Origin of the sequence: Amycolatopsis sp. WQ 127309 (genome assembly GCF_023023025.1) — a bacterium.
Lineage (GTDB): Bacteria > Actinomycetota > Actinomycetes > Mycobacteriales > Pseudonocardiaceae > Amycolatopsis.
This window is the reverse complement of record NZ_CP095481.1, coordinates 5,822,209-5,847,823: the sequence shown is the minus strand read 5'-3', so window position 1 is coordinate 5,847,823 and position 25,615 is coordinate 5,822,209. Positions and strand designations below refer to the sequence as shown.

General features: G+C 71.5%; 21 protein-coding genes and 1 riboswitch. Of the genes, 8 read left to right on the top strand and 13 right to left on the bottom strand.

Translation table 11 applies throughout. The features are described from left to right. The first annotated feature begins 17 nt into the window (after positions 1 to 17). A riboswitch (cobalamin riboswitch) is annotated at positions 18 to 212 on the top strand. Between the two features lie 98 nt (positions 213 to 310). From metE to MUY22_RS27575, 4 genes are all read left to right on the top strand, one after another. Beyond that, entirely contained in the window at positions 311 to 2,569 is a 2,259-nt protein-coding gene (metE, locus tag MUY22_RS27590; RefSeq protein ID WP_247049249.1) for a 5-methyltetrahydropteroyltriglutamate--homocysteine S-methyltransferase, read from the top strand. A gap of 195 nt (positions 2,570 to 2,764) precedes the next feature. Next, positions 2,765 to 4,225 (top strand): cytochrome P450, encoded by a 1,461-nt coding sequence (locus tag MUY22_RS27585; protein WP_247049248.1) that lies wholly within the window; start codon positions 2,765 to 2,767, stop codon positions 4,223 to 4,225. A 237-nt stretch (positions 4,226 to 4,462) separates the two neighbouring features. Further along, positions 4,463 to 6,280 carry a diguanylate cyclase domain-containing protein gene (locus MUY22_RS27580; protein WP_247049247.1) on the top strand — a complete coding sequence of 606 codons (1,818 nt, stop codon included), beginning with the start codon at positions 4,463 to 4,465 and terminating at the stop codon, positions 6,278 to 6,280. 82 nt (positions 6,281 to 6,362) lie between these two features. Then, entirely contained in the window at positions 6,363 to 6,824 is a 462-nt protein-coding gene (locus tag MUY22_RS27575; protein ID WP_247049246.1) for a peroxiredoxin, read from the top strand. Here the strand turns inward: MUY22_RS27575 and MUY22_RS27570 are convergent. From MUY22_RS27570 to MUY22_RS27555, 4 genes are all read right to left on the bottom strand, one after another. Further along, positions 6,821 to 7,348, bottom strand: a complete 528-nt coding sequence (locus MUY22_RS27570) for a GNAT family N-acetyltransferase (protein ID WP_247049245.1) — start codon at positions 7,346 to 7,348, stop codon at positions 6,821 to 6,823. The two genes, MUY22_RS27575 and MUY22_RS27570, sit on opposite strands and share 4 nt — an antisense overlap. 41 nt (positions 7,349 to 7,389) lie before the next feature. Beyond that, on the bottom strand, positions 7,390 to 8,595 hold the full coding sequence (locus MUY22_RS27565) for an LCP family protein (RefSeq protein WP_247049244.1): 1,206 nt from the start codon (positions 8,593 to 8,595) through the stop codon (positions 7,390 to 7,392). 104 nt (positions 8,596 to 8,699) lie between these two features. After that, positions 8,700 to 9,953, bottom strand: coding sequence for a cyclopropane-fatty-acyl-phospholipid synthase family protein (locus tag MUY22_RS27560; protein ID WP_247049243.1), 1,254 nt, complete (start codon positions 9,951 to 9,953; stop codon positions 8,700 to 8,702). Positions 9,954 to 10,048: 95 nt separating this feature from the next. Continuing rightward, positions 10,049 to 10,741 (bottom strand): alpha/beta hydrolase, encoded by a 693-nt coding sequence (locus tag MUY22_RS27555; protein WP_247049242.1) that lies wholly within the window; start codon positions 10,739 to 10,741, stop codon positions 10,049 to 10,051. Positions 10,742 to 10,871: 130 nt separating this feature from the next. Here MUY22_RS27555 and MUY22_RS27550 point away from each other — a divergent pair, with 130 nt between their 5' ends. Further along, positions 10,872 to 11,600 (top strand): SIS domain-containing protein, encoded by a 729-nt coding sequence (locus MUY22_RS27550; protein ID WP_247049241.1) that lies wholly within the window; start codon positions 10,872 to 10,874, stop codon positions 11,598 to 11,600. Positions 11,601 to 11,717: 117 nt separating this feature from the next. On the opposite strand, the gene MUY22_RS27545 is transcribed toward MUY22_RS27550, so the two are convergent. After that, the gene (locus MUY22_RS27545) at positions 11,718 to 13,589 is read right to left on the bottom strand and encodes an ABC transporter ATP-binding protein (RefSeq protein WP_247049240.1); all 1,872 of its coding nucleotides are present in this window, start codon (positions 13,587 to 13,589) and stop codon (positions 11,718 to 11,720) included. A 97-nt stretch (positions 13,590 to 13,686) separates the two neighbouring features. Then, positions 13,687 to 14,130: a MarR family winged helix-turn-helix transcriptional regulator gene (locus MUY22_RS27540; RefSeq protein WP_247049239.1), complete on the bottom strand. Its 444-nt coding sequence runs from the start codon at positions 14,128 to 14,130 to the stop codon at positions 13,687 to 13,689. Between the two features lie 72 nt (positions 14,131 to 14,202). On the opposite strand from MUY22_RS27540, the gene MUY22_RS27535 reads away from it, so the two are divergent. Beyond that, the gene (locus MUY22_RS27535) at positions 14,203 to 15,054 is read left to right on the top strand and encodes an LLM class flavin-dependent oxidoreductase (RefSeq protein ID WP_247049238.1); all 852 of its coding nucleotides are present in this window, start codon (positions 14,203 to 14,205) and stop codon (positions 15,052 to 15,054) included. 75 nt (positions 15,055 to 15,129) lie between these two features. Next, positions 15,130 to 16,455: a glycosyltransferase 87 family protein gene (locus MUY22_RS27530; protein WP_247064163.1), complete on the top strand. Its 1,326-nt coding sequence runs from the start codon at positions 15,130 to 15,132 to the stop codon at positions 16,453 to 16,455. On the opposite strand, the gene MUY22_RS27525 is transcribed toward MUY22_RS27530, so the two are convergent. The 5 genes from MUY22_RS27525 to MUY22_RS27505 form a co-directional block, all read right to left on the bottom strand. Beyond that, complete coding sequence (locus MUY22_RS27525; RefSeq protein ID WP_003071237.1) at positions 16,442 to 16,651, bottom strand: helix-turn-helix domain-containing protein; 210 nt, start codon at positions 16,649 to 16,651, stop codon at positions 16,442 to 16,444. The two genes, MUY22_RS27530 and MUY22_RS27525, sit on opposite strands and share 14 nt — an antisense overlap. A 178-nt stretch (positions 16,652 to 16,829) precedes the next feature. Beyond that, positions 16,830 to 18,458 (bottom strand): ABC-F family ATP-binding cassette domain-containing protein, encoded by a 1,629-nt coding sequence (locus tag MUY22_RS27520; RefSeq protein ID WP_247049237.1) that lies wholly within the window; start codon positions 18,456 to 18,458, stop codon positions 16,830 to 16,832. Between the two features lie 147 nt (positions 18,459 to 18,605). Then, the gene (locus tag MUY22_RS27515) at positions 18,606 to 19,256 is read right to left on the bottom strand and encodes an acVLRF1 family peptidyl-tRNA hydrolase (protein WP_247049236.1); all 651 of its coding nucleotides are present in this window, start codon (positions 19,254 to 19,256) and stop codon (positions 18,606 to 18,608) included. A gap of 88 nt (positions 19,257 to 19,344) precedes the next feature. Next, on the bottom strand, positions 19,345 to 22,224 hold the full coding sequence (locus tag MUY22_RS27510; RefSeq protein WP_247049235.1) for a S8 family serine peptidase: 2,880 nt from the start codon (positions 22,222 to 22,224) through the stop codon (positions 19,345 to 19,347). A 349-nt stretch (positions 22,225 to 22,573) separates the two neighbouring features. Then, positions 22,574 to 24,142, bottom strand: coding sequence for a deoxyguanosinetriphosphate triphosphohydrolase family protein (locus tag MUY22_RS27505; RefSeq protein ID WP_247049234.1), 1,569 nt, complete (start codon positions 24,140 to 24,142; stop codon positions 22,574 to 22,576). Between the two features lie 82 nt (positions 24,143 to 24,224). Between MUY22_RS27505 and MUY22_RS27500 the strand changes: the two genes are divergently transcribed. Further along, positions 24,225 to 24,575 carry a PASTA domain-containing protein gene (locus tag MUY22_RS27500; protein WP_247049233.1) on the top strand — a complete coding sequence of 117 codons (351 nt, stop codon included), beginning with the start codon at positions 24,225 to 24,227 and terminating at the stop codon, positions 24,573 to 24,575. On the opposite strand, the gene MUY22_RS27495 is transcribed toward MUY22_RS27500, so the two are convergent. Both MUY22_RS27495 and MUY22_RS27490 read right to left on the bottom strand, forming a co-directional pair. After that, positions 24,572 to 25,207: an SRPBCC family protein gene (locus MUY22_RS27495; RefSeq protein ID WP_247049232.1), complete on the bottom strand. Its 636-nt coding sequence runs from the start codon at positions 25,205 to 25,207 to the stop codon at positions 24,572 to 24,574. The two genes, MUY22_RS27500 and MUY22_RS27495, sit on opposite strands and share 4 nt — an antisense overlap. Continuing rightward, a complete protein-coding gene (locus tag MUY22_RS27490; protein ID WP_247049231.1) occupies positions 25,204 to 25,557 on the bottom strand; it encodes a helix-turn-helix transcriptional regulator in 354 nt (117 codons plus the stop codon). Before MUY22_RS27490 ends, MUY22_RS27495 begins: the two co-directional genes overlap by 4 nt. Positions 25,558 to 25,615 lie beyond the last annotated feature (58 nt).

Below are 25,615 nucleotides of genomic sequence, written 5' to 3'. Positions count from 1 at the left end.
TTCGCCAGGGCGTGGCCGAGCTTTGTTGTGCGTGAGGTCACACCCTGTCGAGGCAACAGGGAACCCGGTGTGAATCCGGGACTGCCCCGCAGCGGTGAGTGGGAACGAAAGCCGTCATGTAAGCACTGAGCGCGAGCTTGGGAAGCGACGGCCGGTAGGCACGAGCGGTACGCCCACGAGTCCGAAGACCTGCCCGTGGTGCGTGCGCCGACGGCGTGCGCGAGTCCGGGCCTCGTGGGATGGGCACGCACCGAAACGCTCGCCGCCGCGCGCGTCCGGACTCCTCGAACGAGCTCGCGAGGAGAGAGCTGTGACCGAAATCGGCACCACTGTGCTGGGCTACCCCCGGATCGGTCCGGACCGGGAGCTCAAACGCGCCCTCGAGCGCTTCTGGGCGGGCAAGAACGACGAAGCCGCACTGCTGGCCACCGGCCGTGAGCTGCGGGTTCAGACGTGGCAAGGACTGCGGGACGCGGGGCTGGACTCCGTCCCGTCCAACACGTTCTCGCACTACGACCAGGTGCTCGACACCGCCGAGCTGTTCGGCGCGCTGCCCGCGCGCTTCACCGGGCTCGGCCTGTCGAAGCTCGACACCTACTTCGCGGCCGCCCGCGGCGTCCAGGACGCCCCGGCGATGGAGATGACGAAGTGGTTCGACACGAACTACCACTACATCGTCCCCGAACTGGGCCCGGGCACGACGTTCGCGCTCACCGGCTCCAAGCCCCTGGACGAGTACCGCGAAGCCCGCGCCCTGGGCGTCGAAACGCGGCCCGTGCTGGTCGGGCCGGTGACGTTCCTGCTGCTGAGCAAGGGCGACGACGGATTCCGGCCGCTGGACCTGCTCGACGGCCTGCTCGACGCGTACGCCGACCTGCTGCGGCAGCTGCACGACGAGGGCGTCGAGTGGGTCCAGCTCGACGAGCCGGCGTTCGCCGGTGACCGCTCAGAAGACGAGCTGAACGCGCTCATCCGCGCCTACCACCGGCTGGGCAAGGAGACCGCGCGGCCGAAGCTGCTGGTCGCGGGCTACTTCGGCGGCCTGGGCCGCGGGCTCGGCGTGCTGGCCCGCTCCCCCATCGAGGCGCTCGCCGTCGACCTGGTCACTGATGAGTCCTTTGTGGACGCCGTCGCGGCCGAAGGGGCGTTGCGGGACAAGGAGGTCCTGGCCGGGGTCGTCGACGGCCGCAACGTCTGGCGCACCGACCCGCAGAAGGCGCTGAGCCGGGCCGCGACCCTGCTCGGCGCGGCGGCGAAGGTCAGCGTCTCGACGTCGTGCTCGCTGCTGCACGTCCCCTACGACGTCGCACGGGAGGACCTCGACCCGCGGCTCAAGGGCTGGCTCGCCTTCGCGAAGCAGAAGGTCGACGAGGTCGTCCTGCTCGGGAAGGCGCTCGCGGGCGAGGACGTCGACCTGACGGCGGCGCGGCACGTCGTCGCCGATCGCGCGTCGGCGGCCGAGCTGGCCGACGACAAGGTGCGCGCGCGGCTCGCGGACCTGCGGCCCGAGCACACCGTCCGCGCGCCGTACGCCACACGGGCCGCGGCGCAGCAGGCGGCGCTGAACCTGCCGCCGCTGCCGAGCACGACCATCGGGTCGTTCCCGCAGACCGTGGAGGTGCGCAAGGCGCGGGCCGCGCACAAGGCCGGCGCGCTCGACGACGCCGGGTACGACGACGCGATGCGCGCCGAGGTCGAGCGGGTCGTCCGGCTGCAGGAGGAGCTGGGCCTCGACGTGCTGGTGCACGGCGAGCCCGAGCGCAACGACATGGTGCAGTACTTCGCCGAGCGGCTGGCCGGGTTCGCCGCGACCGACCACGGCTGGGTGCAGTCCTACGGCTCCCGCTGCGTCCGGCCGCCGATCCTCTACGGCGACGTCTCGCGCCCGGTGCCGATGACCGTGGCGTGGGCCCGCTACGCCCAGGGCCTGACGCCGAAGCCGGTCAAGGGCATGCTGACCGGGCCGGTGACGATCCTGGCGTGGTCGTTCGTGCGCGACGACCAGCCGCTGGGCGACACCGCCCGGCAGGTCGCCCTGGCCATCCGCGACGAGGTCCACGACCTCGAAGCGGCGGGCATCCAGGTCATCCAGGTCGACGAGCCGGCCCTGCGGGAGCTGCTGCCGCTGCGTTCCCGCGACCACCAGGCGTACTTCGACTGGGCGGTGTCGTCGTTCCGGCTGGCGACGTCCGGGATCGCCGACGCGACGCAGATCCACACGCACATGTGCTACTCGGAGTTCGGCGAGGTGCTGCCGGCGATCGACGCGCTCGACGCCGACGTCACCAGCATCGAGGCGGCCCGCTCGAAGATGGAGGTGCTCGCCGACCTGACGGCGGCCGGCTTCGGCCGCGGCGTCGGGCCTGGGGTGTACGACATCCACTCGCCGCGCGTGCCGTCCCCGGCCGAGGTGGCCGGCCTGCTGCGGACGGCGACGGGCGCGGTGCCGGCGTCGCGGGTGTGGGTCAACCCGGACTGCGGCCTGAAGACCCGCGGCTACGCGGAGGTCGAGCCGGCGCTGCGCAACCTGGTCGAAGCGGCCCGGCAGGTGCGCACCGAGCTGGGCTGAGGCTCGGCGCGGGCCGCCGCCCCCGTCATCCAGTTTACCGGCGGGGTCCGACAGAACCGCGGCTCCAAAGCCGTGAAGGACTCCTTACCGGCTCTTAGCGCCGGTAAGGAGGCCTTCACGGCTCACCCGAAAAGACTGTTGTCAGGTGGTCAACAAGGGTGCATCGTGTGAGGGGTAGCCGATCTCGACGGGGAGATGGTCACCTTGACGCGCACTGTGGGCCGGGCCGCCGAAACGTTGCGTGAGCGCGTGCCCCCGCTGACCTCGCTGCCCCTCCCCCGCGCCGTCGACCAGCGGTGGCTGCGGTCGCGCTGGCCCGTGCAGGAGCTCGCGACGCCGCCCGCCGGCAGCGGCCTCAAGCCCGTGCTCGGCGACGAAGGCCCGCCCGTGGTCGGGCACATGCTCGAGATGATGCGCTTCGGCCCCGCGTTCGGCCTCCGCCGCCACGAGCTCTACGGCCCGGTGTCGTGGACCGGCGGGTTCGGCCGTCGGATCGTCGCGCTGTCCGGGCCGGAGGCGACGCAGATCGCGCTCGTCAACAAGGACAAGACGTTCTCGCAGGAGGGCTGGAAGTTCTTCATCGAGCGGTTCTTCGAGCGCGGCCTGATGCTGATGGACTTCGGCGAGCACCACCTGCACCGCCGGATCATGCAGGAGGCCTTCACCCGGGCGCGGCTCACCGGCTACGTCAACGAGATGGGCCCGGCTCTGCGCGAAGGCGTCGCGACCTGGGGAACGAGCGAGCGGCCGCGGCTGTACTGGTCGCTCAAGCAGCTGACCCTCGACGTCGCGACGCGCGTGTTCATGGGCATGCGCAGCGGCGCCGACTCGCACCGGATCAACCGCGCGTTCGTCAGCTCCGTGCGGGCCGGCACCGCGCTGGTGCGCGTCCCGGTGCCCGGCGGCCGCTGGTCGGCCGGGCTGCACGGGCGGAAGGTCCTGGAGCGCTACTTCGGCGAGACCCTGCCCGCCAAGCGGGCCGCCGACGGCGACGACCTGTTCGCCGCGCTCTGCCACGCCACCACCGAGGACGGCGACCGGTTCTCCGACACCGACATCGTCAACCACATGATCTTCCTGATGATGGCCGCGCACGACACGACGACCATCACCAGCAGCGCCATGGCCTACTACCTCGCCAAGCACCCGGAGTGGCAGGAGCGGGCGCGCGCGGAGTCGCTGGCGCTGGGCGACGACGTCCTCGACATCGACGCCATCGACCGGCTGGAGACGCTCGACCTGGTGATGAAGGAGGCGCTGCGGCTCGTCGCGCCGGTGCCGTCGCTGACCCGCCAGACCGTCAAGGACACCGAGGTCCTCGGGCACTACATCCCGGAGGGCACGCTCGTCGGCGTCTCGCCGACGGTGAACCACTTCGACCCCGGGTGCTGGACCGACCCGTTCCGCTTCGACCCCGAGCGCTTCGCCGAACCGCGGCGCGAGGACAAGTCGCACCGGATGGCGTGGATGCCCTTCGGCGGCGGCGCGCACAAGTGCATCGGGCTCCACTTCGGCGGTCTCGAGGTGAAGCTGCTGATGCACGAGATGCTGCGGGCGTACCGCTGGTCGGTTCCGGAGAGTTACACCGCGCGCTGGGACTACGTCTCGCTACCGGTGCCCGCGGACGGTCTCCCGGTGCGGTTGACCCCTCGCTGACCCGCCACCCGTCCGGGTACCGATACACATGGTGACACGATGTCACCAATCGTGGAGGTCTGTCACTCGTTCAGCCGGTAGACACCCCGTTACACACGTGATGGCGTGGCATCGGCCGCGGCCGATGGGTACCCCGTGCGGGTTCCCGAACACCGGCACCGCGCCTGAACTGGCCAGACCTGTGCGTGAAGAAGGTGGAGAGTGTCTGAGCCCGGTGCCGCGCCAGGGTTGGTGGACGTGGCCCGCAGGTGGGCGGCGACGCTCGCCGACACCAAAGGAGTAACGCTTCCCCCGGAAGAGCTCGAACAGCTCCTGCTCGGGGTCGCGACGGACGCGGTCGACCACGTCAGCTCGGGGCACGACGGGGCGCTGCTGCGGTTCAGCGCGCTCTACGCCGCGTCGCCGATGGGGATCGCGCTGGCCGACCCGGACGGCGGGATCGTCGAGGCGAACCTCGCGCTGGGGCAGCTGCTCGGGTGCCCGCCGGACCGGTTGCGGGGCCGGCACATCACCGAGCTCGGCTCGACCGGCCACGACGTCTCCCGGCTCAAGGCCGGGCTGGAGCACGTGAACACCGGGGTCGAGCGCTTCCGGGAGCGGATGCTGCTCGACCACGTCGACGACGGCAAGCTCTGGACCGACGTCACGCTCGCCCGGCTGCCCGGCGACCGGCCGGGTTCGGTGTACCCGGTGCTGATGGTCTCCGACGCGAACGAGCTGCACCTGCTGCAGGAGCGGCTGGTGCACCAGAACATCCACGACCCGCTCACCGGGCTGCCGAACGCGTCGTCGTTCACCACCAAGCTCGAAGCGGCGCTCGGCGCCGGCGCGCGTGACGACATCGCGCTGATCTACCTCGACGTCGACGGCTTCAAGGTCGTCAACGACGGCCTCGGTGCCGGCGTCGGCGACCAGGTGCTGCGCGGCGTCGCGGGCAAGCTGTCCGCCGTGTTCACCGGCCACCACGACGGGTTCGTCGCGCGGCTGTCCGGCGACGGCTTCGCGGTGCTGCTGCGCGGCGAGCTCTCCGCCGCCGAGGTCGTCGAGCTGGTCGAGCGCGCGCTGGAGGACCTCAACGAGCCGATCTACCTCGGCGGGCACGGCATCGGCGTGAGCGCCAGCGCGGGCATCGTGGTGCGCGCGGCCGTCGAAGACGGGGCCGCGGAGCTGTTGCGAGCCGCGGAGATCGCGTTGCACCGGGCCAAGGAGGCCGGCAAGGCGCAGTGGATGCTGTTCGACCCGGAGCTGGACGCGCGCGACCGCGGCCGCTACCAGCTGGGCGCGGTGATCGCCGGCGCGCTGGAGAACGGCGAGTTCTCGCTGGTCTACCAGCCGACGGTGAAGCTCGCCGACCCCGGCCGGATCGCCGCGGTCAACGCCGGGCTGCGCTGGAACCACCCGGAGAAGGGCGAGCTCGGCTCCGAGGAGTTCTACCCGCTGGCCCAGACCACGGGCATGACGGTCCCGCTCGGCCGCTGGCTGCTCGCCGAGTCCCTGGCCGCCACGGCCCGCTGGCGCACCCGCCTGGGCGACGCGGCACCGGACGTCTGCGTCCGCCTGCCGACGCGGCTGGCCATCGACCCGGACCTGGTGATGCTGGTCCGCGAGCAGCTGACCAAGCACGAGCTGCCGGCGACGGCGTTGCGCCTGTGCACCGACCGCGACTCGGTCCTCGACCCGCGCGGCGAGGTCCTGGACTCGTTCGCGGTGCTGGCCGACCTGGGCACGCAGCTGGTGCTGACCATCTCGGGCTCGGCGGACCTGGAGCTGATCCCCCAGCACGGCCTGCCGGTGAAGCACGTGATCCTGTCGGGCCCGGTGATCGACGCCCTGGACGCGGAGGAGCCGGCCGAGTCCGACATCCGCCACCTGACCCAGCTGGTCACCCGGGCCCGCGAGCTGCAGCTGCGCGTGGGAGCGGAAGGCGTCCGCACCCACGAACAGGCGGCGCGGCTGCGCCAGCTGGGCGTGCTGGCGGCCCGAGGCCAGTTCGCCAACGACTCCGCCACGGGCGACGAGGTGGACGAGCTGATCGCGAGGCACCCGGCCACCTGACGCGGATCTCGACCAAGCCGGTCGTACGTCGGCTCCGAAGGACGGGCAGGATGGGTTCTGCCGCCGACGAGAAGGGACCTCCATGGACGCCGGAGACCTCGCCCCCGATTTCACGCTGCCCGACGACCAGGGCCAGGAGCGCAAGCTCTCGGACTTCCTGGCCACCGGACCGGTGGTGCTGTTCTTCTACCCGGCCGCGATGACCGGCGGGTGCACCGCCGAGAGCTGCCACTTCCGCGACCTCGCCGCGGAGTTCGCCGAGGTCGGCGCGCACCGGGTCGGGATCAGCCCGGACGGCGTCACCAAACAGCGGCAGTTCTCCGCGGCCAACGACTTCGACTACCCGCTGCTGTCCGATGTGGAGGGTGAGGTCGCCAAGCAGTTCGGCGTGTGGCGCAGGCTCCTGCCCCTGCACGCGAAGCGCGCGACCTTCGTGATCGGCGAGGACCGCCGGATCCTCGAGAAGATCAAGAGCGAGCTGAACTTCACCGTCCACGCCGATCAGGCGCTGAAGGTGCTGCGGGAGCGCAACAAGGTCTCCTAGGCCTCGAGCCGCCACACGTGGTTCGTGCCGGTGCACGACGGCGCCAGCGGCTTCTCCGCCGGTTCCTCGCGCACCTTCGTGAACCCCAGCCGGGCGGGCAACGCCCGGCTGCGCGCGTTCAGCTCGTCGTGCATGATCTCGACGTAGCCGGCGCCGAGGCGGAACGCCTCCGCCGTCAGCAGCGCGACGCTCCGGGTCATCAGGCCGCGGCCGGTCCAGCCCCGGGCCAGCCAGTAGCCGATCTCGGCACCGCCGTCGCGCGTCATCACGCCGACGCCGCCCGCCACCTCGCCGTCGACGCCGACCGCGTACTCGTACGCTTCGGCGCTCTCCCAGCGCTTCGCGGTCAGCCGGAGGAACTCCGAGGAGTCGTCCGACGTGTAGCCACCGGTCGCCCAGATCAGCCACGGCCCCAGCTGCTCGAGGGAGCCGCTGACGAGCGCGGTCAAGAGATCGCGGTCGCCGGGGTGCCAGCGGGTCAGCGTCAGGTCACCGTCGCGGTAGGTCTCGGCCGGGGTCTCCATCGATCCATGGTGCCCCGGCCGGGACCCGCCGCGCGCGCCATTTAGTTCACGATGACCGAATCGGGCACCTCGGTGTCGTTCTTCAGCGCGTCGAACAGCTGCTTCGACTTGTTCTTGTCCCAGTTCTCCGCCGACCCGCTGGTCACCGGGACCGTCGTGGTCACCACGCCGCCGGAGGAGATGCCGCGCATCGCGATCGCCAGGCCGGCGAGGTTGTGCACGTGGTCGCCGGAGTCCATGGTCAGCGCGTCCGGCGCCGCGGACAGCAGCGGGAAGAAGTCGAACGGGTTGAGCAGCGTGCCGGGGCTGGCGATCTGGCTGACCAGCGCGCCGATGAACTTGCGCTGGTTGGCGACGCGGTCGAGGTCCGAGCGCGGGGTCGCGTCGCTGTGGCGCATCCGGACGAAGCCCAGCGCCTCGCGGCCGTCGAGGGTCTGGGGGCAGCCGGCCTTGATGCTGATGCCCGTCACCGTGTCGTTCATGTCCTTGTCGATGCACATCTCGACGCCGCCGATCGCTTCGACGATCTTCGCGAACCCGCCGAAGCCGATCTCCGCGTAGTGGTCGATGTGCAGGCCGGTGGCGCCTTCGACGGTCTGCGCGAGCAGCTTCGGCCCGCCGAGCGAGAACGCCGCGTTGATCTTGTTCGTGCCGTGGCCCGGGATCTTCACCTGGGAGTCGCGCGGCAGGGAGAGCAGCGTCGGCTTCGTGGAGTTGTCCGGCAGGTGCGCGACCATGATCGTGTCGGTGCGCTGGCCGCCGGCGGCCGCGACGTCACCCGTGGCGAGGTTCTCCTCGTCGGCCGTGGTGAGGCCCTCACGGCTGTCCGAGCCGACGATCAGCCAGTTGGTGCCGGCCGCGGCGACCGGACGGCCGTCGTAGTCGGCCAGCGCGTCGACGCGCTTGATCGAGAACTCCAGGTAGACCCAGATGCCGGCGAAGAACACCACGAACACCAGCAGCAGCGTCAGCAGGATCCGGCCGAAACCCCAGCGGCGACGCCGGCGCGGCGGCCGTGACGGCGGGTAGTCCTCACCCCGGTTCGGCGGTTGCTGACGCGGCGGCGGGCCCTGGGGCGGCATGTACTCCGGCTCGCGGGTGCCCATCGGGCGGGTGCGCTCGTCGTAGGGGCTCTGGCCCCGGCCGGGCAGCGGCATCATCTGCGCGCGCTGGTGGTCCCGGGAGCGGCCGGCGGGCGGCCGCGGCGGGGGCATCCGGCGGCCGCCGTCATCGCCACGGTACGTCATCACCCATCACCCAATCCCGATTCGGACAAACGTGTCTTCGTCAGTCAACCGCACGTCCTCGCAAGGAGGACGTGCGGCACCGGGGTCGGGTTGGCCGCGGGAGGTTACTTGTCGGTCACCTCGTAACCGAACTGGTGGACCTTGAGGTAGCCGGAGCGGAACCCGGCCTCGGAATAGGCCAGGTAGAACTCCCACATCCGGCGGAAGACGTCGTCGAACCCGAACCCGGCGATGTCGGTCCAGCGGTGCAGGAACCGTTCGCGCCACAACCGTAGCGTGTGGGCGTAGTCCTGGCCGAACTCGCGCATCCCGGCCAGCCTGAGCCGGGTGTTCTCCACCAGGCCGTCCTCGATCGAGCGCACCGACGGGATGATGCCGCCGGGGAAGATGTACTTGTGGATCCAGGTGTAGGCGCGCGACGACGCCATCATCCGGTCGTGGTCCATGGTGATGGCCTGCAGCCCGAACCGGCCGCCGGGGCGCAGCCGCTCGCCGATGGTCGAGTAGAACGCCGGCCAGTAGGACGCGCCGACGGCCTCGATCATCTCGACGCTGACCACGGCGTCGAACTGCCCGCTCGACTCGCGGTAGTCGCACAGCTTCACCTCGACGCGGTCGCCGAAGCCCGCCGCGACGATGCGCTCGGTGGCCAGCGCGCGCTGCTCCTCCGAGATGGTGAGCGACGTGACGGTCGCGCCGCGCGCGGCGGCGCGGATTGCGAGTTCACCCCATCCGGTACCGATTTCGAGGACCTCGCTGCCCGCGCGGACCCCGGCGTAGTCCAGCACGCTGTCGATCTTGCGGTGCTGGGCGGCGGTGAGGTCGTCGGCCGGGCCGAACAACGCCGAGGAGTACATCATCGACTCGTCGAGGAACGTGCCGAACAGGTCGTTCGACAGGTCGTAGTGCCGGTGGATGTTGGCCCGCGCGCCTTCGAGGCTGTTCTCCTCGGACGGCGGCTGGGTGCGCTCGGCGATCTTCCGGAACTTCTGCAGCACCGGCGGCACGAGCGTGGCCATCCGCGCCGCGAACGGCGTCAGCACCTCGGCCAGGTCGGACGCGACCCAGTCACCCGCCATGTAGGACTCGCCGAAGCCGATCTTGGCGTCGACGCCGAGGCGGTGGAAGAAGGCCTCCGGGCGCAGGATCCGCATCTCGGGCGCTTCCGGCCCGCCGTTGCCCAGCACCGTCCCGTCCGGGAACGTCACCCGGACGTCGAGCGGGCGGACCGCGCGGCGGAACAGGCTCGCGGCGATCCGCGCGCGCAGTGCGGAGTGCGGCGGGGCGGCCAGCCCCGGCCACCGGTTTTCGTCGGGGACGTCCTGAGTCGACGCGCGGTCGACACTCGAGGTGGTCACGGGTTCTCCCTCCGGCCGGCCTGGTGCGCCGGTGCTCGATCCTAATTGCCGCACCCCCGCGGCGCCCTTCGTCGAATGCCCTGTTCGGGGTGGTGTCACACGGGTATTCGGAGCCGCTCGGGTCCCGGCGCGGCCCACGCGCCCGTGAGTGTGTCGTCGGTGCTCCCGGCGATTACTTCCATTGTGAAAGCAATTGCCAGCCGGGTCCAGACGGAAGAGCGGCGAAGCATCGCGTGGCCCTCGTTGGCGATCTCGAACCGGGCCACCCGGGCGGCGACGCCCTCGGCGCGTTCGGCGAAGGCGTGGGACTCGACCGGGCTGGTCATCCGGTCGCGGGTGCCGTGCACGACGAGCACCGAGCGCCCGGCGACGGCCCCGACCGGCTCGCCCCGCGGCGTCCACGGGGCCAGGGCGCAGACCCCGCGCACGGCCGGGTCGTCGGCCACGCGCAGCGCCACCCGGCCGCCCATCGAGTGCCCGACCAGCACCACCGGCAGGCCGGGGTGGTCGGCGTGGATGCGGTCGAGGGCCCAGCGGGCGTCCTGGATCGGGTCCATGGCGGGTGCGTTCCAGCCGTAGCGGCGGTTGCGCAGCAGCCGCACCTCGACGCCGTGCTTGCGCCCGGCCCGGTGCAGGGCGCGCGCGATCGGCACCATCCGCAGGTGGGCGAGCTTCCAGGGCGGGACGCCGCCCGTGCCGTGCTCCGCGCCGCCGTGCAGCACGAGCACGACCGCTTCGGTCCGCCCGCGCGCCGGCCACACCGCCACCGCCGGTTCTGCCTCGCTCACCCACGCCCTCCCACTGTCCGGGACTCGCTACCCGCATCCGGATCAACCTGGATACGCCACCCGGCTATTCCACCGCGTACCACCATCTTCGCGGTAGATTCGGCGCCCGATCACCGACGGAAGGGTGGGTGTGGTGAGCGCCACGGACATCTCGGGCAGTGTCGCCAAGCAGCTGGCGGACGTCGAGCAGGCCAACGCCGAAGCAGTGCGGGCCGCGGCCGATCTGGTGCTGGGGGTGATCCGGGCCGACGCACTGGTCTATACCGCCGGCGCCGGGCACTCGCTGGCGGCCGTCGCCGAGACGTTCTACCGGGCCGGCGGGCTGGCGTGCGTCTACCCGCTGTACCACCCGGAGCTGCTGCCGCTGCACGGCGCGGTGCACAGCACCACGACCGAGCGCCGCACCGGCCTCGCCGAGGAGGTGCTCGCCGAGCGCGCGCCGGGCCCGGACGACGTGCTGGTCGTGTTCTCGACGTCCGGGTCCAACCCGTACCCGGTCGAGCTGTGCATCGGGGCGCGCGAGCGCGGCGCGGCCGTCATCGCCATCACGTCGCGGGCCTGTGTGGCCGCGGCGCCGCGGCGATCGTCGAGCACGCTGGTCGAGCAGGGCACCGTGGTGCTCGACTCGCTGGTGATCCCGGGCGACGCGAGCTACCCGCCGGACGCCCCGCGCACCGCGCCGCTGTCCACTGTGGTCAACGCGTTCCTGTGGAACCTCGTGCTGGCCCAGGTCTACGACCGCGGCACCGCCGAGGGCCTCGACGTCCCGCTGTGGCGCAGCTCCAACGTCGAGGGCGGCGACGAGGCCAACAAGTCCCTGCTGGCCAAGTACAGCGAGCTGGTCCCCCAGCTCCGCTAGCCGGAACCCGGAACTCGCGTGATCAGAGCCGTGACCCGCGTGATCAGAGCCGTAACTCGCGAGTTACGGCTCCAATCACGTGAGTTCCGGGCTCGATCACGCGGGTTCCGGGCCTGATCACGCGACGGCGGGTTCCTGGTCGGCGAACTGGGTGGCGTGGAGGGTCGCGTAGCGGCCGTTCGCGGCCAGGAGCTCGTCGTGCGTGCCGCGCTCGACGATCTCGCCGTGCTCCAGGACCAGGATCTGGTCGGCGGCGCGGACCGTCGAGAGGCGGTGCGCGATGACCAGGGCCGTGCGGCCCGCCAGTGCGTGCGTCAGGGCTTCGCCGACCGCGGCCTCGGACTCGGAGTCCAGGTGCGCGGTCGCCTCGTCGAGGACGACGACCTTGGGCTGCGCGAGCAGCAGCCGCGCGATGGTCAGCCGCTGGCGCTCACCGCCGGAGAGCCGGTACCCGCGCTCCCCCACCGTGGTCTCGAGGCCGTCGGGCAGGGAGTGCACCAGCTCGCCGAGCCGGGCTCGCTCCAGCGCTTCCCAGATCTCGTCGTCGGTGACGTCCGGGCGCGCGTAGGCCAGGTTGGCGCGGATCGTCTCGTGGAACAGGTGCCCGTCCTGCGTCACGACGCCGACGGTGTGCCGCAGCGAAGCGAAACTCAGGTCCCGGACGTCCACATCGGACACCCGCACCGTGCCCGAGTCGACGTCGTAGAGCCGCGGCAGCAGCGACGCGATCGTCGACTTCCCCGCGCCCGACGACCCGACCAGCGCGACCATCTGGCCCGCCTCGGCGCGGAACGAGATGCCGTGCAGCACCTCTTCGCCGCCGCGGTGGTCGAGCGTGGCGACGTCTTCCAGCGACGCCAGCGAGTACCGGTCCGCGGCGGGGTAACCGAAGCGGACGTCGGAGAACTCGACCGAAACGCCTTCCGAAGGCGGCAGCACCAAGGCGTCCGGCTTCTCCTTGATCATCGGGTCGATGTCGAGCACCTCGAAGACGCGCTCGAACGAGACCAGCGCGGTCATCACGTCGACGCGGACGTTGGCCAGCGCGGTCAGCGGCGCGTAGAGCCGGGTCAGCAGCAGCGCCAGGGCGACGACGGTGCCCGGCGCCAGCTGGCCGGTCAGCGCGAGGTACCCGCCGAGGCCGTAGACCAGCGCCTGCGCCAGCGCCGAGACGAGCGTCAGGCTGGTCATGAACCAGCGGGTCAGCATCGCGGTCCGGATGCCGATGTCGCGCACCCGCCCGGCGCGCACGCCGAAGTCGTCGGCCTCCTGCACCGGGTGCCCGAAGAGCTTGACGAGCGTGGCGCCCGGCGCCGAGAACCGCTCGGTCATCTGCGTGGTCATGCCGGCGTTGAGGTTCGCGGACTCCCGCTGCAGCCCGGCCATCCGGCGGCCGAGCCGGCGCGCGGGCAGCACGAAGATCGGCAGCAGCACCAGCGCGACCAGCGTGACCTGCCAGGACAGCGTGAGCATGACGGCCAGCGACAGCACCAGCTGGATGACGTTGGTGACCAGGCCGGACAGCGTCGCGGTGAACGTCCGCTGCGCGCCGATGACGTCGTTGTTGAGCCGGGAGACCAGCGCACCCGTGCGGGTGCGGGTGAAGAACGCGATCGGCATGCGCTGCACGTGCTCGAACACCGCGCGGCGCAGGTCGTAGATGATGCCCTCGCCGATGCGCGCGGACTGCCACCGCTCGATCAGGCCGAAGCCGGCGTCGGCGATCGCGAGCCCGGCGATCACGATCGCCAGCCAGATCACGACGGACAGGTCGTGCCCGCCGACGATCGCGTCGACCACCTTGCCGGCCAGGACCGGCGTCGTCACCGCGAGCACCGCCGAGATGACGGTGAACACGAGGAAGATCAGCAACGACCGCCAGTGCGGCCGGGCGAAGCGGGCGACGCGCTTGAACGTGCCGCGGGTCAGCGCCTTCGGCACGTCGTTGGCGCGCATCGCCGAGCTGAGCAGTGCCCAGGTGTTGTCCACGGGAGACCCCCAGTTCCAAAACCTCTACCAAAGCTGAGGTTTTCTTCGGATATGACCTGGACAACGCGGTCGCCGTCCGATTGCTTCCCGATCGCGTTCACTCGCCGCGAACGACCAGGTACAGCGCGGTGCGCAACTGCTCCGCGGTGTCGCCCAGGGGTGCCAGCAGGAGCGCCTCGGCCTCGCGCGTCGCTTCTTCGCCCACCCGCCGCACCCGCTCGCCCTCGTCAGTCAACCGGACGAGGCGCTTGCGCCGGTCACCGGGCGCGACCTCGCGCCGGACCAGGCCTTTCACTTCCAGCTCGTCGACGAGCGCGACCATCGTCGTCCGGTCGATCCCGAGCCGCGCCGCGCCGTCCTGTTGCGACTGCGCCGGCCCCTCGCCGAACAACGCGAGCAGCGCCAGCTGCCGCCCGGTGATCCCGAGCGGCCCGTAGAGCGGCTCGGCCAGCTCGGCCAGCCGCTGCTGGGCGTGTTTCAGCAGGTAGCCGAGCCGACGGCCGACGGCGGCCGGTGGACCGGTCTCGAGGTCGCTGGACATGCGAGAACCTTACCCCTACGCTGATCGTCAGTCTTACTGATGGTTTGTCACACTGATAATCAGGAGCACATCATGACCACCGTGGGCCTCAAGCCACCCCAGCAGCACATCGGCGTCACCGCGCTGCGCGAGATCTGGGCGATCGCCGACGACGGCGGGTTCGACGGCTGCTGGGTGTTCGACCACCTCGCCCCGATGGGCCCGGACCGCACCGGCGACATCTTCGACGGCTGGACCCTGCTGGCCGCGATGGCCGAGGCGACGAAGCGCGTGCGGATCGGCTGCCTGGTCTCCGGCAACACCAACCGGCACCCGGGCACGTTCGCGAAGCTCGCCACGACCGTCGACCACCTCTCGGGCGGCCGGCTCGACGTCGGCCTCGGCGCGGGCGGCGACGTCCTGACCGACACGATGATGGGCACCCCGACGCCGCCGGCGCTCGAACGCGTCGAACGGCTCGCCGAAGCCTGCGAAATCCTCCGTCTGTTGTGGACGCGCCCGGTGACGGACTTCGCCGGGAAGCACTACACCCTCACCGGCGCGCTCGGCGATCCGAAACCGGTGCAGCCGCATCCGCCGCTGTGGCTGGGCAGCAGCGGCGAAAAGCGCGGCCTGCGCGTGGTCGCCGAATACGCTGACGTCTGGCTCAACGCGGCACTTCCCGGCACCGAAATCGTCGAACTGCGACGGCTTTCGTCGGTGCTCGACCGCCATTGCGCGGATGTCGGCCGTGACCCGGCGGAAATCCGCCGGGCCGTTCAGTTCCGGCTGCCGTCCGATGCGGACAGTGCGCTGCGGCTCGCGGAGAGCTACGTCGCGGCGGGGTTCACCGAACTCGTCCTGATGCCGACGGGCCACGCCGACGTCGTCCGCGCGTCCGAGGAAGCCGCGAAACTGCTTCCCCGCCTGCGCGACCTCGGCTGAACCGGGCCGCGGGCCCCTCGGTAGCCTGACCAGGTGGAAACGGAGGCGGGCCTGGCGCCCCGGCAGGGGCGCGTCGTGCGGTTCTTCACGGCACCGGCCCACTCCCCCGGCCCCGGCCCGCTGAAGTGGGATCTGGGGTTCTACCTGGCCTGCCTGGCTTTCGCGCTGCCGACCGCGCTCGTCTCCGAGTTCTACGGCTACCGCGTCTGGGGCAACTTCGCGACGGCCGCGTACGGCTTCGGCGCCCTGCACAGCGGCCGGCTGCTGCTGTCCGCACGCACGGGCCGTACGCCGCGCGGCGTACTCGGTTCCCGCTGGTGCGGGATCGCCGCGGTCGCCCTGTTGGCCATGATCCTTCCGTTGGCAGTCCTCGTGATTCGCCGACTGACCGGAGTGGACTGGCTGATCACGCCGATCTCGTGGGCCGCCCAGCCCGAGGTCTGGGTGATCGAGCGGTCCGCGGATCTGCTGCTGCACCACGGAACCCCGTACGTCGACGTCACCGCGCTCGGCCGCCCGCCCGTGGTAAACGATTACACGCCCTACGGTCCGGTGATGACGGTCTTCGGCCTGCCGCGGGCGCTGTTCGGCGGCACCCCGCTGACCGACGCGCTCACCGACGCCCGCTGGATGTTCGCCCTCGCGGCCTGCGCGTGCGTGCTGGGCACGCTGAAACTGCTGAAGTGGCCGAAAGTCCCGGTCGGGGCCGCGCAGCTCGCGCTGGCCTGCCCGCTGACCGCGCTCACCTGGGCCGTCGCCGGCCCGGACCTGGCGATCGTCGGACTCCTGGTGCTCGCGTGCGCACTCGCCGCCACCGGCCGGGGTGCCTGGTCGGGAGTCGTGCTCGCGCTGGTCGTCAGCGCGAAGCTGATCGTCGCACCCGCGGCCGCGGTCCTGGCGGTGTTCGTGCTGGTACGCGGGAAGAAACGCCTCGACTGGCCCGCGCTCGCGCGGTTCGCCACCGCGCTGGTGGCCACGACGGCCGTGCTGCACCTGCCGGTGTACCTGGTGGACCCGGCGGCGTTCGTGGAGCACGTCTTCCGGTTCCCGCTCGGGATGGGTGTCGTGCGGTCACCCGCGGCGAGCCCGTTGCCGGGCCACCTGATCGCCGAAACCGGGGCGATCGGCCAGGTGGCGGCCTTCGTGCTGGTCGGCGCCGCGGCCGTGGCGATGCTGGTCTGGCTGGTGCGCCGGCCCCCCGCGAACGGCTCCGGCGCACTCCTGCGCATCGCCGTCGGACTCGGCGCGTTGATCCTGCTGACCCCGGCCACCCGCTACGGCTACCTGGTGTACCCCCTGGTCCTGCTCGGGGCGTACCTGGCGTTCCGCGTGGCCGAGGAGCCTGCTGCGACAGTTCCCACTGCGCCCCCCGCGCAGCAGTCCTCGCCTACTTCTTCTTGACCCTGGTGGCCCCACCGCGCCCCCGCAGCTGGACCCCGGACTCCGAGAGCACCCGGTGGACGAACCCGTAGGACCGGCCCGTGGACTCCGCGAGCGCCCGGATGCTCGAGCCCTTCTCGTATTTCTTCTTGAGGTCAGCGGCCAGCTTGTCGCGCGTGTTGCCGGTGATCCGCGCGCCTTTCTTGAGATCAGCCACGTCGATCGCCTTCCCGCCGAGAGTGTTCTGGGCCACATATCGGCCCCTGCCGGGGCAATGATCGAACACTGAGCGCCGGAATGCCAGACGACAGCCGTAAAACGACCGAAACTGCGATCACATTGGGCCATTCCAGTGCCTCACCGGCAGTGATCTTGCACCCGAATGGACGCACGGCTCACGCAAGCTGGACAAGTTCCAGATAGTCGGCCGACCAATGGTCCTCGGTGCCGTCGGGCAACAGGATGACCCGCTCCGGCTCCAGGGCCTCGACCGCGCCCGGGTCGTGCGTCACCAGGATCACGGCGCCGGAGAAACTGCGCAAAGCATCCAGGACCTGGGCGCGGCTGGCCGGGTCGAGGTTGTTCGTGGGCTCGTCGAGCAGCAACACGTTGGCAGCGCTGGAGACCAGGCCGGCCAGGGCGAGCCGGGTCTTCTCGCCGCCGGAAAGGGTGCCGGCGGCCTGGTCGAGTTGTTCGCCGGTGAAGAGGAACGAACCGAGCAGGTTCCGCAACTCCTGCGCGCCGGTGTCCGGAGCGAGATGTCGGATGTTTTCCCACACCGACGCATCATGATCAAGAGTTTCGTGTTCCTGTGCGTAATAGCCCAAACGCATTCCGTGACCCGGGACGACCCCGCCGGTGTCCGGCGTTTCCATTCCGCCGAGGAGCCGGAGCAAAGTGGTCTTTCCGGCACCGTTCAGCCCGAGCACGACCACCTTGGACCCGCGGTCGACGGCGAGGTCGACGCCGGTGAAGATTTCGAGCGAGCCGTAGGACTTCGACAGCCCCTCCGCGGTGAGCGGCGTGCGGCCGCAGGGCGCGGGTTCCGGGAACTTGATCCGGGCGACCTTGTCGGCGTGCCGGGTCTCGTCCAGTGCGGACAGCATCTGCTCCGCGCGGCGCGCCATGTTCTTGGCCGCCACGGCCTTCGTCGCCTTCGCGCCGAGCTTCGCGGCCTGCTGCTGCAACGCCGACGCCTTCTTCTCGGCGTTGGCGCGCTCGCGGCGGCGGCGCTTCTCGTCGGTGGCGCGCGCGTCCAGGTACCGCTGCCAGCCCATGTTGTACAGGTCGAGCTCGCTGCGGGTGGCGTCGAGGAACCACACCTTGTTGACGACGTCGGCGAGCAGCTCGACGTCGTGGCTGATGACGACCAAACCGCCGTCGTGCTGCTTGAGGAAGGTGCGCAGCCAGGTGATCGAGTCGGCGTCGAGGTGGTTGGTCGGCTCGTCGAGCAGCAGGATCGTCTCGGACTTGCCGCCGGCGCCCGCTTCGGCCGCGGCGAACAGGATCCGCGCCAGCTCGACGCGGCGGCGCTGCCCACCCGAGAGCGTCCCCAGCGTCTGGGAGAGCACCCGGTCGGCGAGGCCGAGGTTCGAGCAGATGCGCGCGGCCTCGCTCTCGGCGGCGTACCCGCCCTGCGAGGAGAACCGCTCCTCGAGCCGGGCGTAGCGGTTGATCGCCTTGTCGCGCTGGGCGTCGTCGACCAGCTCCGCCATCGCGGTCTGCGCCTTTTCCATGTCGCGCATCAGCTTGTCGAGGCCGCGCGCGGACAGCACGCGGTCCTTCGCGGTGACCGACAGGTCGCCTTCGCGCGGGTCCTGCGGCAGGTAGCCGAGCTCGCCGGTGCGGCGGACCTCGCCCGCGTGCGCCTCGCCTTCGCCGGCGAGGACCTTCAGCGAGGTGGTCTTGCCCGCGCCGTTGCGGCCGACGAGGCCGATGCGGTCGCCGGGCTGGATGCGGATGCTGACGCCGTCGAGCAGGATGCGCGAACCCGCGCGCAGCTCAAGGCCGGTGGCCGTGATCAAGGGAAACTCCCGGTAAAAGGGGGTGAGTGAAGGGCAGCGTCAAGCGGACCGGCCAGGTCTGACCGGTGCGACGGCTCACTCCAGAAGGATCTCCACGCGACCAGTGTACGGGGCGGCGTCCACGGGTTTCTCTCGACGTGTGCTGACTCACCCGTCGCGCAGCGTGATCTCCACTTCGAGGGCCCGCGCGGCGGCGTCTTCCAGGACGCTGCGCCGCGGTTCGCCGAGTTCCAGCACGCGCGGTTCCGCGCGGGCGAACAGCGGCGCCAGACGGCGGTCCTCGCGCAGCTCGTCGAGGGCCCGCCGGTCGCCGCCGAGCACGACGGCGTCCACTTCGGACAGTCGCGGGACGAGCACCTCGGCCGCGTCCCGCGCGGCCGCCTGCAGTGCGTGACGCGCCTGGCCTTCACGACGCCGGGCGAAGCGCTGCTGCGACCAGCCGCCGGCCGCGGACCGGCCGTGCACGAGGTGGCGGCCGGTGCGCGAGACCTCGATCCGGCCGTCGAAGGAAACGCCGACGCTGTGACTGCCGAGCCGCACCAGCAGAAGCGCGATCCGCCGCGGCACCAGCGCGTGCGCGACGAGGCCTTCGAGCGACGGCGCGACGAGGAGTCCGAAAGGGACGGTCGCGATCGCGGTGGTGCCGTCGCCCGCGACCACCCGGACCTCGGCGGGCGTGGCTTCGGTCGTCACGACGCCGTCGTGCCGCTGCGCGAACCGGGCGAACCAGCCGGCCAGGCGTTCCGGCGGGACCGTCACCGCGCGCCCGCCACCCGCGACTTCCCGTGCCTTCGCCACAACACCGCACGCTACGGCAAAAGCCGTGAAGGCCTCCTTACCGGCTCTTATGGCCGGTAAGGAGGCCTTCACGGACTTCAGTGCGAACTTACTGCGGGTGCACCGGCCCGTTGTTCGTCGCGCCGTGCACGTTCGACGGCCGGCCGGCGGCGGCCGGCTGGACGAATCCGTTGATGTGCAGGGCGACCGAGCGGATCGAGCCGACGTCGCCGCCGGCCGCGTCGACCACCCCGAACGTCCAGGTGCCGTCGACGACGGCCCCGGCCAGGCTACCGAGGGCGTTCGCCGGCTTGTACGAGCCGGTGAACGGCGCGTTGGCCGACGTCACCGTGCTGAACGCGACCGCCGCGTCGTCGGCGAACACGACCTTGCACAGGTTCTTGCCCGAACCGCCGTTGCGCTGGAACACCGTGGCCTTGGCCCCGGACGGCGAGGTCAGCGAGCCGACCAGGTCACCGACGTAGGAGTGGTTCAGGCCGACCGCCGTCGAGAGCGGGTCGGTGCTGCAGGTGGTGCCGTCCACGGAGAACGACACCTTCGCGGCGCGGCCGACCCCGGTGACCGGGATGGTCACCGAAGCGCCGACCGGGCTGTTGTCCGGGATCGCCACCGGCGCGCCGGTGTAGGCGAAGTCCTGCGCGACCGGCGACGGGGTGCCGACCGGGAGCGAGAACGTCGACGTCGTCGGCGAGTGCGCGCCGGCGAAGGTGACCTTGGCGTTCAGCACCACCGGCACGCCGAGCTGCTGGCTCGCCGGGACGGTGATGGTGAAGTCGTTGACGCCGGTCTGTCCCGGGCTGATGGTGCCGTAGGACTTCGAGCGCGGCGCCACGGTCACGCCCGGGGTCGGGCTGGTGAGCACGACGCTGGTGGAGACGGCGGCGCCGTCACCGTCGTTGGTCACCGGCAGGGTCACCTTGGCGGTGTCGCCCGGGTCGAGCGACGAGCCGCCGTCGGTCGGGGTGACCGTCGGCTGCTTGGCCACGGCGAGCGGCTGCGGGCTGGCGCCGGTGTAGGCGAGCACCTTGTCGGCGAGGATGACGCCCGAGCCGGTGACGTTGTCGCGGCCCGGGGTCTCGATGTCGACGGCGGTGTTGATCAGCGCTTCGCGGACCTCCGCCGGCGGCAGGCCGGGGTTGCCCGAGAGCACCAGCGCCGCGATGGCCCCGGCGTGCGGCGCGGCGGCCGACGTACCGAAGAACGGGCTGAAGCCGGTCACGCTGGTCTGGACGCCGTCGGCCGCGGTGATCTCCGGCTTGTTCCGGACCTCACCACCGGTCGAGGAGACGTTGCCCGGGGTGATCGGGGTGCCGTCGGCCTCGTAGAACACACGCCGCGGGCCGTCGGAGCTGAACCGCTCGGCCTTGGAGGTGCTGCTGAACGAGCCCGGGAACGGACCGGTCGGGTTGGCCGGGTCACCCGGCTCGAGGGGCCGGCCGAACGCCGCGGCCGCCGGGGTGGCGGCCACGCTGAAGGCGTCGCGCGCGGCCGAGTGGCCGACCGTCACGCCCGGGGTGTTGTAGGCCTTGAGGCCGTCCGCCGAGTCCTTGAACCGCCCGCGCAGCGCGGACAGCGACAGGTAACGGCCTTCACCGGAGAACTTCACGACGGCCAGGCGCAGGCCCGTGCCGCCGAACGCCGGCGTCTGCAGGATCTCGAACGGGTCCTGGGTGCCGTCCTGGACGTCCTGGCTGAAGTCCACGACCGCGCCCGCCGAGTTCAGCAGGTAGAGGTCGTAGTCGTTCGACGAGGCGCCGAGCGGGTCCGACCAGTGCAGCGTCACCGGCACGCCGGCCGAGGACGCGTCGGAGAGGGGCTCGTAGATCTGGTTGCCCGCCGCGCCGGCGAAGTTGTGCGCGACACCGGCGAACTTGCCGACCGACTTGCCCGAGTCGACGAAGTCGCCTTCCCAGTGCCCGGCGGTGCCGTCGAGGACGTTGCCCTCGTTGCCCGCCGAAGAGAAGTACAGCGCGCCGTTGGCCGTCACGTCGTTCACGGCCTGGGCGATGATCCAGTCCTGGAACGGGCTTTCCTTGAAGTAGATGACGTCGTCGACGATGACGTCGCAGTGCGACTCGAAGCGGAGCTTGCGGATGTTGTCCGCGAAGCTGGCGTCGGAGTTGAACGCCGACGCGAAGCCGAGCGCGGCGTTGGGCGCGAGGTCGTGGATGATCTCGAGCATCGCGGTGCCCTCGTCGCCGTCGCCCTCCTGCCCGGCGATGACGTCGACGTTCGGCGGCAGCTCACCCTTGGCCTGCGAGGTGGCCAGCGAGTCGACGCCGTCCGACAGGGCGCACGCCTTGACGCCGACGCCGGTGACGCCGAACTGCTGGCGGGCGATGTCGGCGTTGTGCGCGCGGTCGCCCTGGCTGGTCAGCGTGGCGGCCGCGGCGGCGCTGCGCTGCTGGGTCTTGCTCGTCAGGGCCTTCTGCAGCTCACCCGAGATGCGGGCGGCCTTCTGCTGCTTGGTCTCGGCGGCCTTGCCCGGCGTCGTCGCGGGGGTGGCCAGTTCGCGGGCGGTCAGGGCCTGGTCGGCCTGCTCGACGCGCTTGACGTCGCCGCGGGCGGCGATCGCGCTGACGGCGGCCAGCGGCACCTCGGCCCGGATGCTGCCGTACCGGTCGGACACCGCGCGGATACCCGCCCCGGCCTTGGTGAGCCCGGAGATGAGGTCCGGGGAGACCTTGGTCGCGCGGATGTCGACCAGCACCGTCCCGGTGTTCGAGACAGCGGCCCCGGACTGCAGTGCGTTCAGCTGCTTCCCCACGCCCTTCTCGGCGACGAGCAGCTTGCTGTCTACTTTGGACTCGGCCCCGGTCTTCCCGGCCTTGACGGCCTGGAGCGCGGCGATCTGCTGCTGCGCGGTGGCGGTGAAAGTGTCCGGTGTGGACGTGGTGGCGGCGCCCGCGGCGGGCGGCGACACCAGACCGAGCGCGGCGAGCAACGCCGCCGCTCCGGCCGTGAGCACAGTGGATCTCGATCTGGTGGAACGGGTACGACGCACGTGCGCCCTCCGATATCTCCAGGCGCGTGCCCCGACTCACGCTGACCGACGCCGGTGATCACCGACGGGACCAAGCTAAGTACTGTGAGTTCTCTGTAAGCATCAGCCGTTCGAGTGACATCGGATGGGTAATTTCCTGAATGGACCGTAAGTCGTAGGCCGTTCAGGGGAACGGTGCATCCGTTGCAGGAAGAACGAAACGGACCAGTTGCGTCAAGCGGGCCCACTGCACGGGACGGCCCGATCGGACAAGAACCGGACAGGACGCTTCAGCGACGCCGAATCGCCACCTACCTACAGCAACGCTCACCCATCAGAGGACGAACGAGTCCGACCACGGTTGGGCCGACCGGCCGGACAAAGCGTCCAAAAGGGTCACCGCCTGCTTGTCCGTCAACGAGGCCACGAAGTCCACCACCGCCCGGCCGCGCGCGAGGTTGCGCACCGCGTCCCGGCCGGTCACCGGCTCGCCCGTGGCGCCGACAAGCAGTTCCGGCGCGGTGCGGGCCAGGCCCGTGTACTCGGCGCGGGCCAGCTCGACCAGGTCGTGCAGGCGGCGCGGGAGGCGGGAGACCTCGTCACGGTCCAGCAGCCAGGCGTCGAGCGCGTCGACCAGGCTCGCGACCACGCCGGCCTGGCCGCGCTGGTGCAGCGCGAGGTCCGGGCGCAGCAGCACGAACCGCCGGTGCACGAACTTCAGCACCTGGACCTCGTGCCACTGGGCCGTCGCGAGCGTCACGTGACCGGCGCGGGTGGACGGCGACGCGACCACGAACACGCCGTCGACCAGCCGGGCGGTCCAGTTCGCGGAGAACGCCGCCGTTGCCTGCTCGGCCTCGGTCGAGCCGTCGAAGGCGCCCGCCAGCAGCCCGTCGACGAGCTCCGCGCGCACCCGCGCGACCGCCGCGGCGAAGGCGTCGTCGTCGACGATCCACGCGTCCTTGGCGTGCATCCGGCGGCGCAGGCGTTCCAGCGACCGGCCCGGCCGGCGCAGCTCGGCGTAGAGCGTCTCGTCGTCGAGCCCGGCCAGCTCGTCGGCGTGCAGCAGCCACTCCCCCAGCTCCGCCGCGACCGGCGCGTGCTGCAGAACGCCGATGCGGTGGAAGTCCTGCAGGTCGTGGATGGCGTAGGCGATGTCGTCGGCGGTGTCCATCACGGACGCCTCGACGGTCTGCTGCCAGCTCTCGACGCGCCCGGCGAACGCCGCGCGCGCCTGCTCGAAGTCGTCCAGCTCGGTGGCGTAGGCGGAAAACTTGGCCGCGCCGGTGCCCGGGTGGTCCTCCGGCTCGGCGGCGCCGCGCGGCGGGACGGCCATCTCCGACGGGTGCGGCGCGGGGTGGTGCAGCCGCAGCCACGGGTACTTGAGGACGGCGGCGCGCACGGCGGTCGTGAGGTCGAGCCCGATCGCCGACGGCCCGCGCACGTCGGTCGTGGTGATGATGCGGAACGACTGCGCGTTGCCCTCGAAGCCGTCGGCGAGGCCGAAGCGGTGGCGCGCGATGCGGTCGAGCGTCTGCTCGCCGAGGTGCCCGAACGGCGGGTGCCCGAGGTCGTGCGCGAGCGCGGCGGCCTCGGCGACGTCCGGGTCGCAGCCGCCCAGCTTCGCGGCCAGGTCGGCTTCGGGCCCGGCGGTGATCCGCTCGGCGATGGCCCGCGCGACCTGCGCGACCTTCAGGCTGTGGGTGAGCCGGTTGTGCAGCAGCCCGGCGCCGCCGGCGCTGACCACCTGCGTCACGCCGCCGAGCCGCGCGAAGAACGGCGACGCGGCGATCCGGTCGCGGTCGATCCGGAACGGGCTGCTCGCCAGGTCGGTGAACCCGCCGGCGTTGGCCACCGGGTCCCGTCGAGCCGCGCGGGGGTCCGTTTCGGTGCCGTGATCCATACGCCCGACCTTATCCGGCGTCACCTGAACGGCGGGCGCGTGGCGGCACGGGCGTGGGTACCCCTGGTTCGAGGAGGTCACCATGTCCCGTCCGCTGACCGCGGCTTTTGTCGTCCTCGCCCTCGGCCTGACGGCGTGCGGCGTGCCTCCGGGCGACCCGGGCCGCACCACCACGCCCTCGACGCCGGCGGCTCCGACGTCCGCCAAGCTGATCAAGGTCCCGGACGTCTCCGGCATGAACCACCAGGACGCCCAGAACGCGATGCAGAAGGCCGGCCTCTACAACCTGCGCGAGGTCGACGGCACCGGCCAGGGCCGCGCGCTGCTGATCGACCGCAACTGGGTCCAGACGGGCCAGGACCCGGCGCCGGGCACCGAGGTCCAGCCCGACGCGGTGATCACCTTGACGGCGGTCAAGACCACGGAGCGTTAGGCCTCCGGCGGGGTCGTGTACGCCGCCAGGGTGCGGTCGGCGGCCGCGCGGGCGTTGACCGGGTCGGCGCCCGCCGCGACGTCGGCCTGGTACCAGGCTTCGCTCGACGCCGTCATGAACTCGATGCCCGACGGCGACATCATCCAGGCCATCGCCGCTTCCGGGTCGACGGCCTTGCCGGGGTCGGCCAGGTGCAGGACCAGGCCGACCAGCATGCCGTCCCAGCCGACGCCGACCGCGCCCGGGCCGAACTCGTCCCAGCGGTCGTCGACGTGCGCGACGTGCTCCAGCTCGAACCGCGTGCCCGCGCCCTCCGGCGTCAGCCGCACCTCGATCCAGCTGACGGTGTCGCCGAACTCCCACGTCGCGGCGAAGCTGTGCGGCGGCTCGCAGCGCTCGACCGTGCCGCTCGCGTTGCCCTCCAGCTGGTAGTGCCCGCCGAGCTTCAGCTCGCCGCTGACCGGCAGGAACCAGCGCGGGATGCGCTCGGCGTTCGTGCAGGCGTCCCAGAGGTCGTCGACGTCGGTGTCGTAGACCTGGCTGATGGTCAGGACGCGGGCGTCCTTCGCGTCGATCACCCGGTCGCCGAGCGTCCGGCGGACGGCGCTGATCTGGTGGCTGGAGTCGATCACGGAGAGTCTCCTTCTTCTTCGCGGAGGCGCCGGGCGCGCTTGCCGCGGGCGATTTCGGTGGCCAGGGCGTCGAGGTGCGGGGTCCAGGACCGGCGGAACCGGTCGAGCCAGACGTCGACGTCGCGCAGCGGCTCGTGCCCGACCGCGTACAGCCGGCGCGTGCCCTCCTGGCGGACGAGCGCGAAGCCGTTGTCCCGCAGCACTTTCAGGTGCTGGGACACCGCGGGCTGCGAGATGCCGAACTCGGCCCGGATCACCTCGGTCACCGCGCCGGCGGCCCGCTCGCCGTCGGCCAGCAGCTCGAGGATGCGGCGGCGGACCGGGTCGCCGAGGACGTCGAACGCGTGCACCCGGCCAAGTTACAAGCGGCCACTTATATAAGTCAAGCGTGATCTAGTAACCCGATGT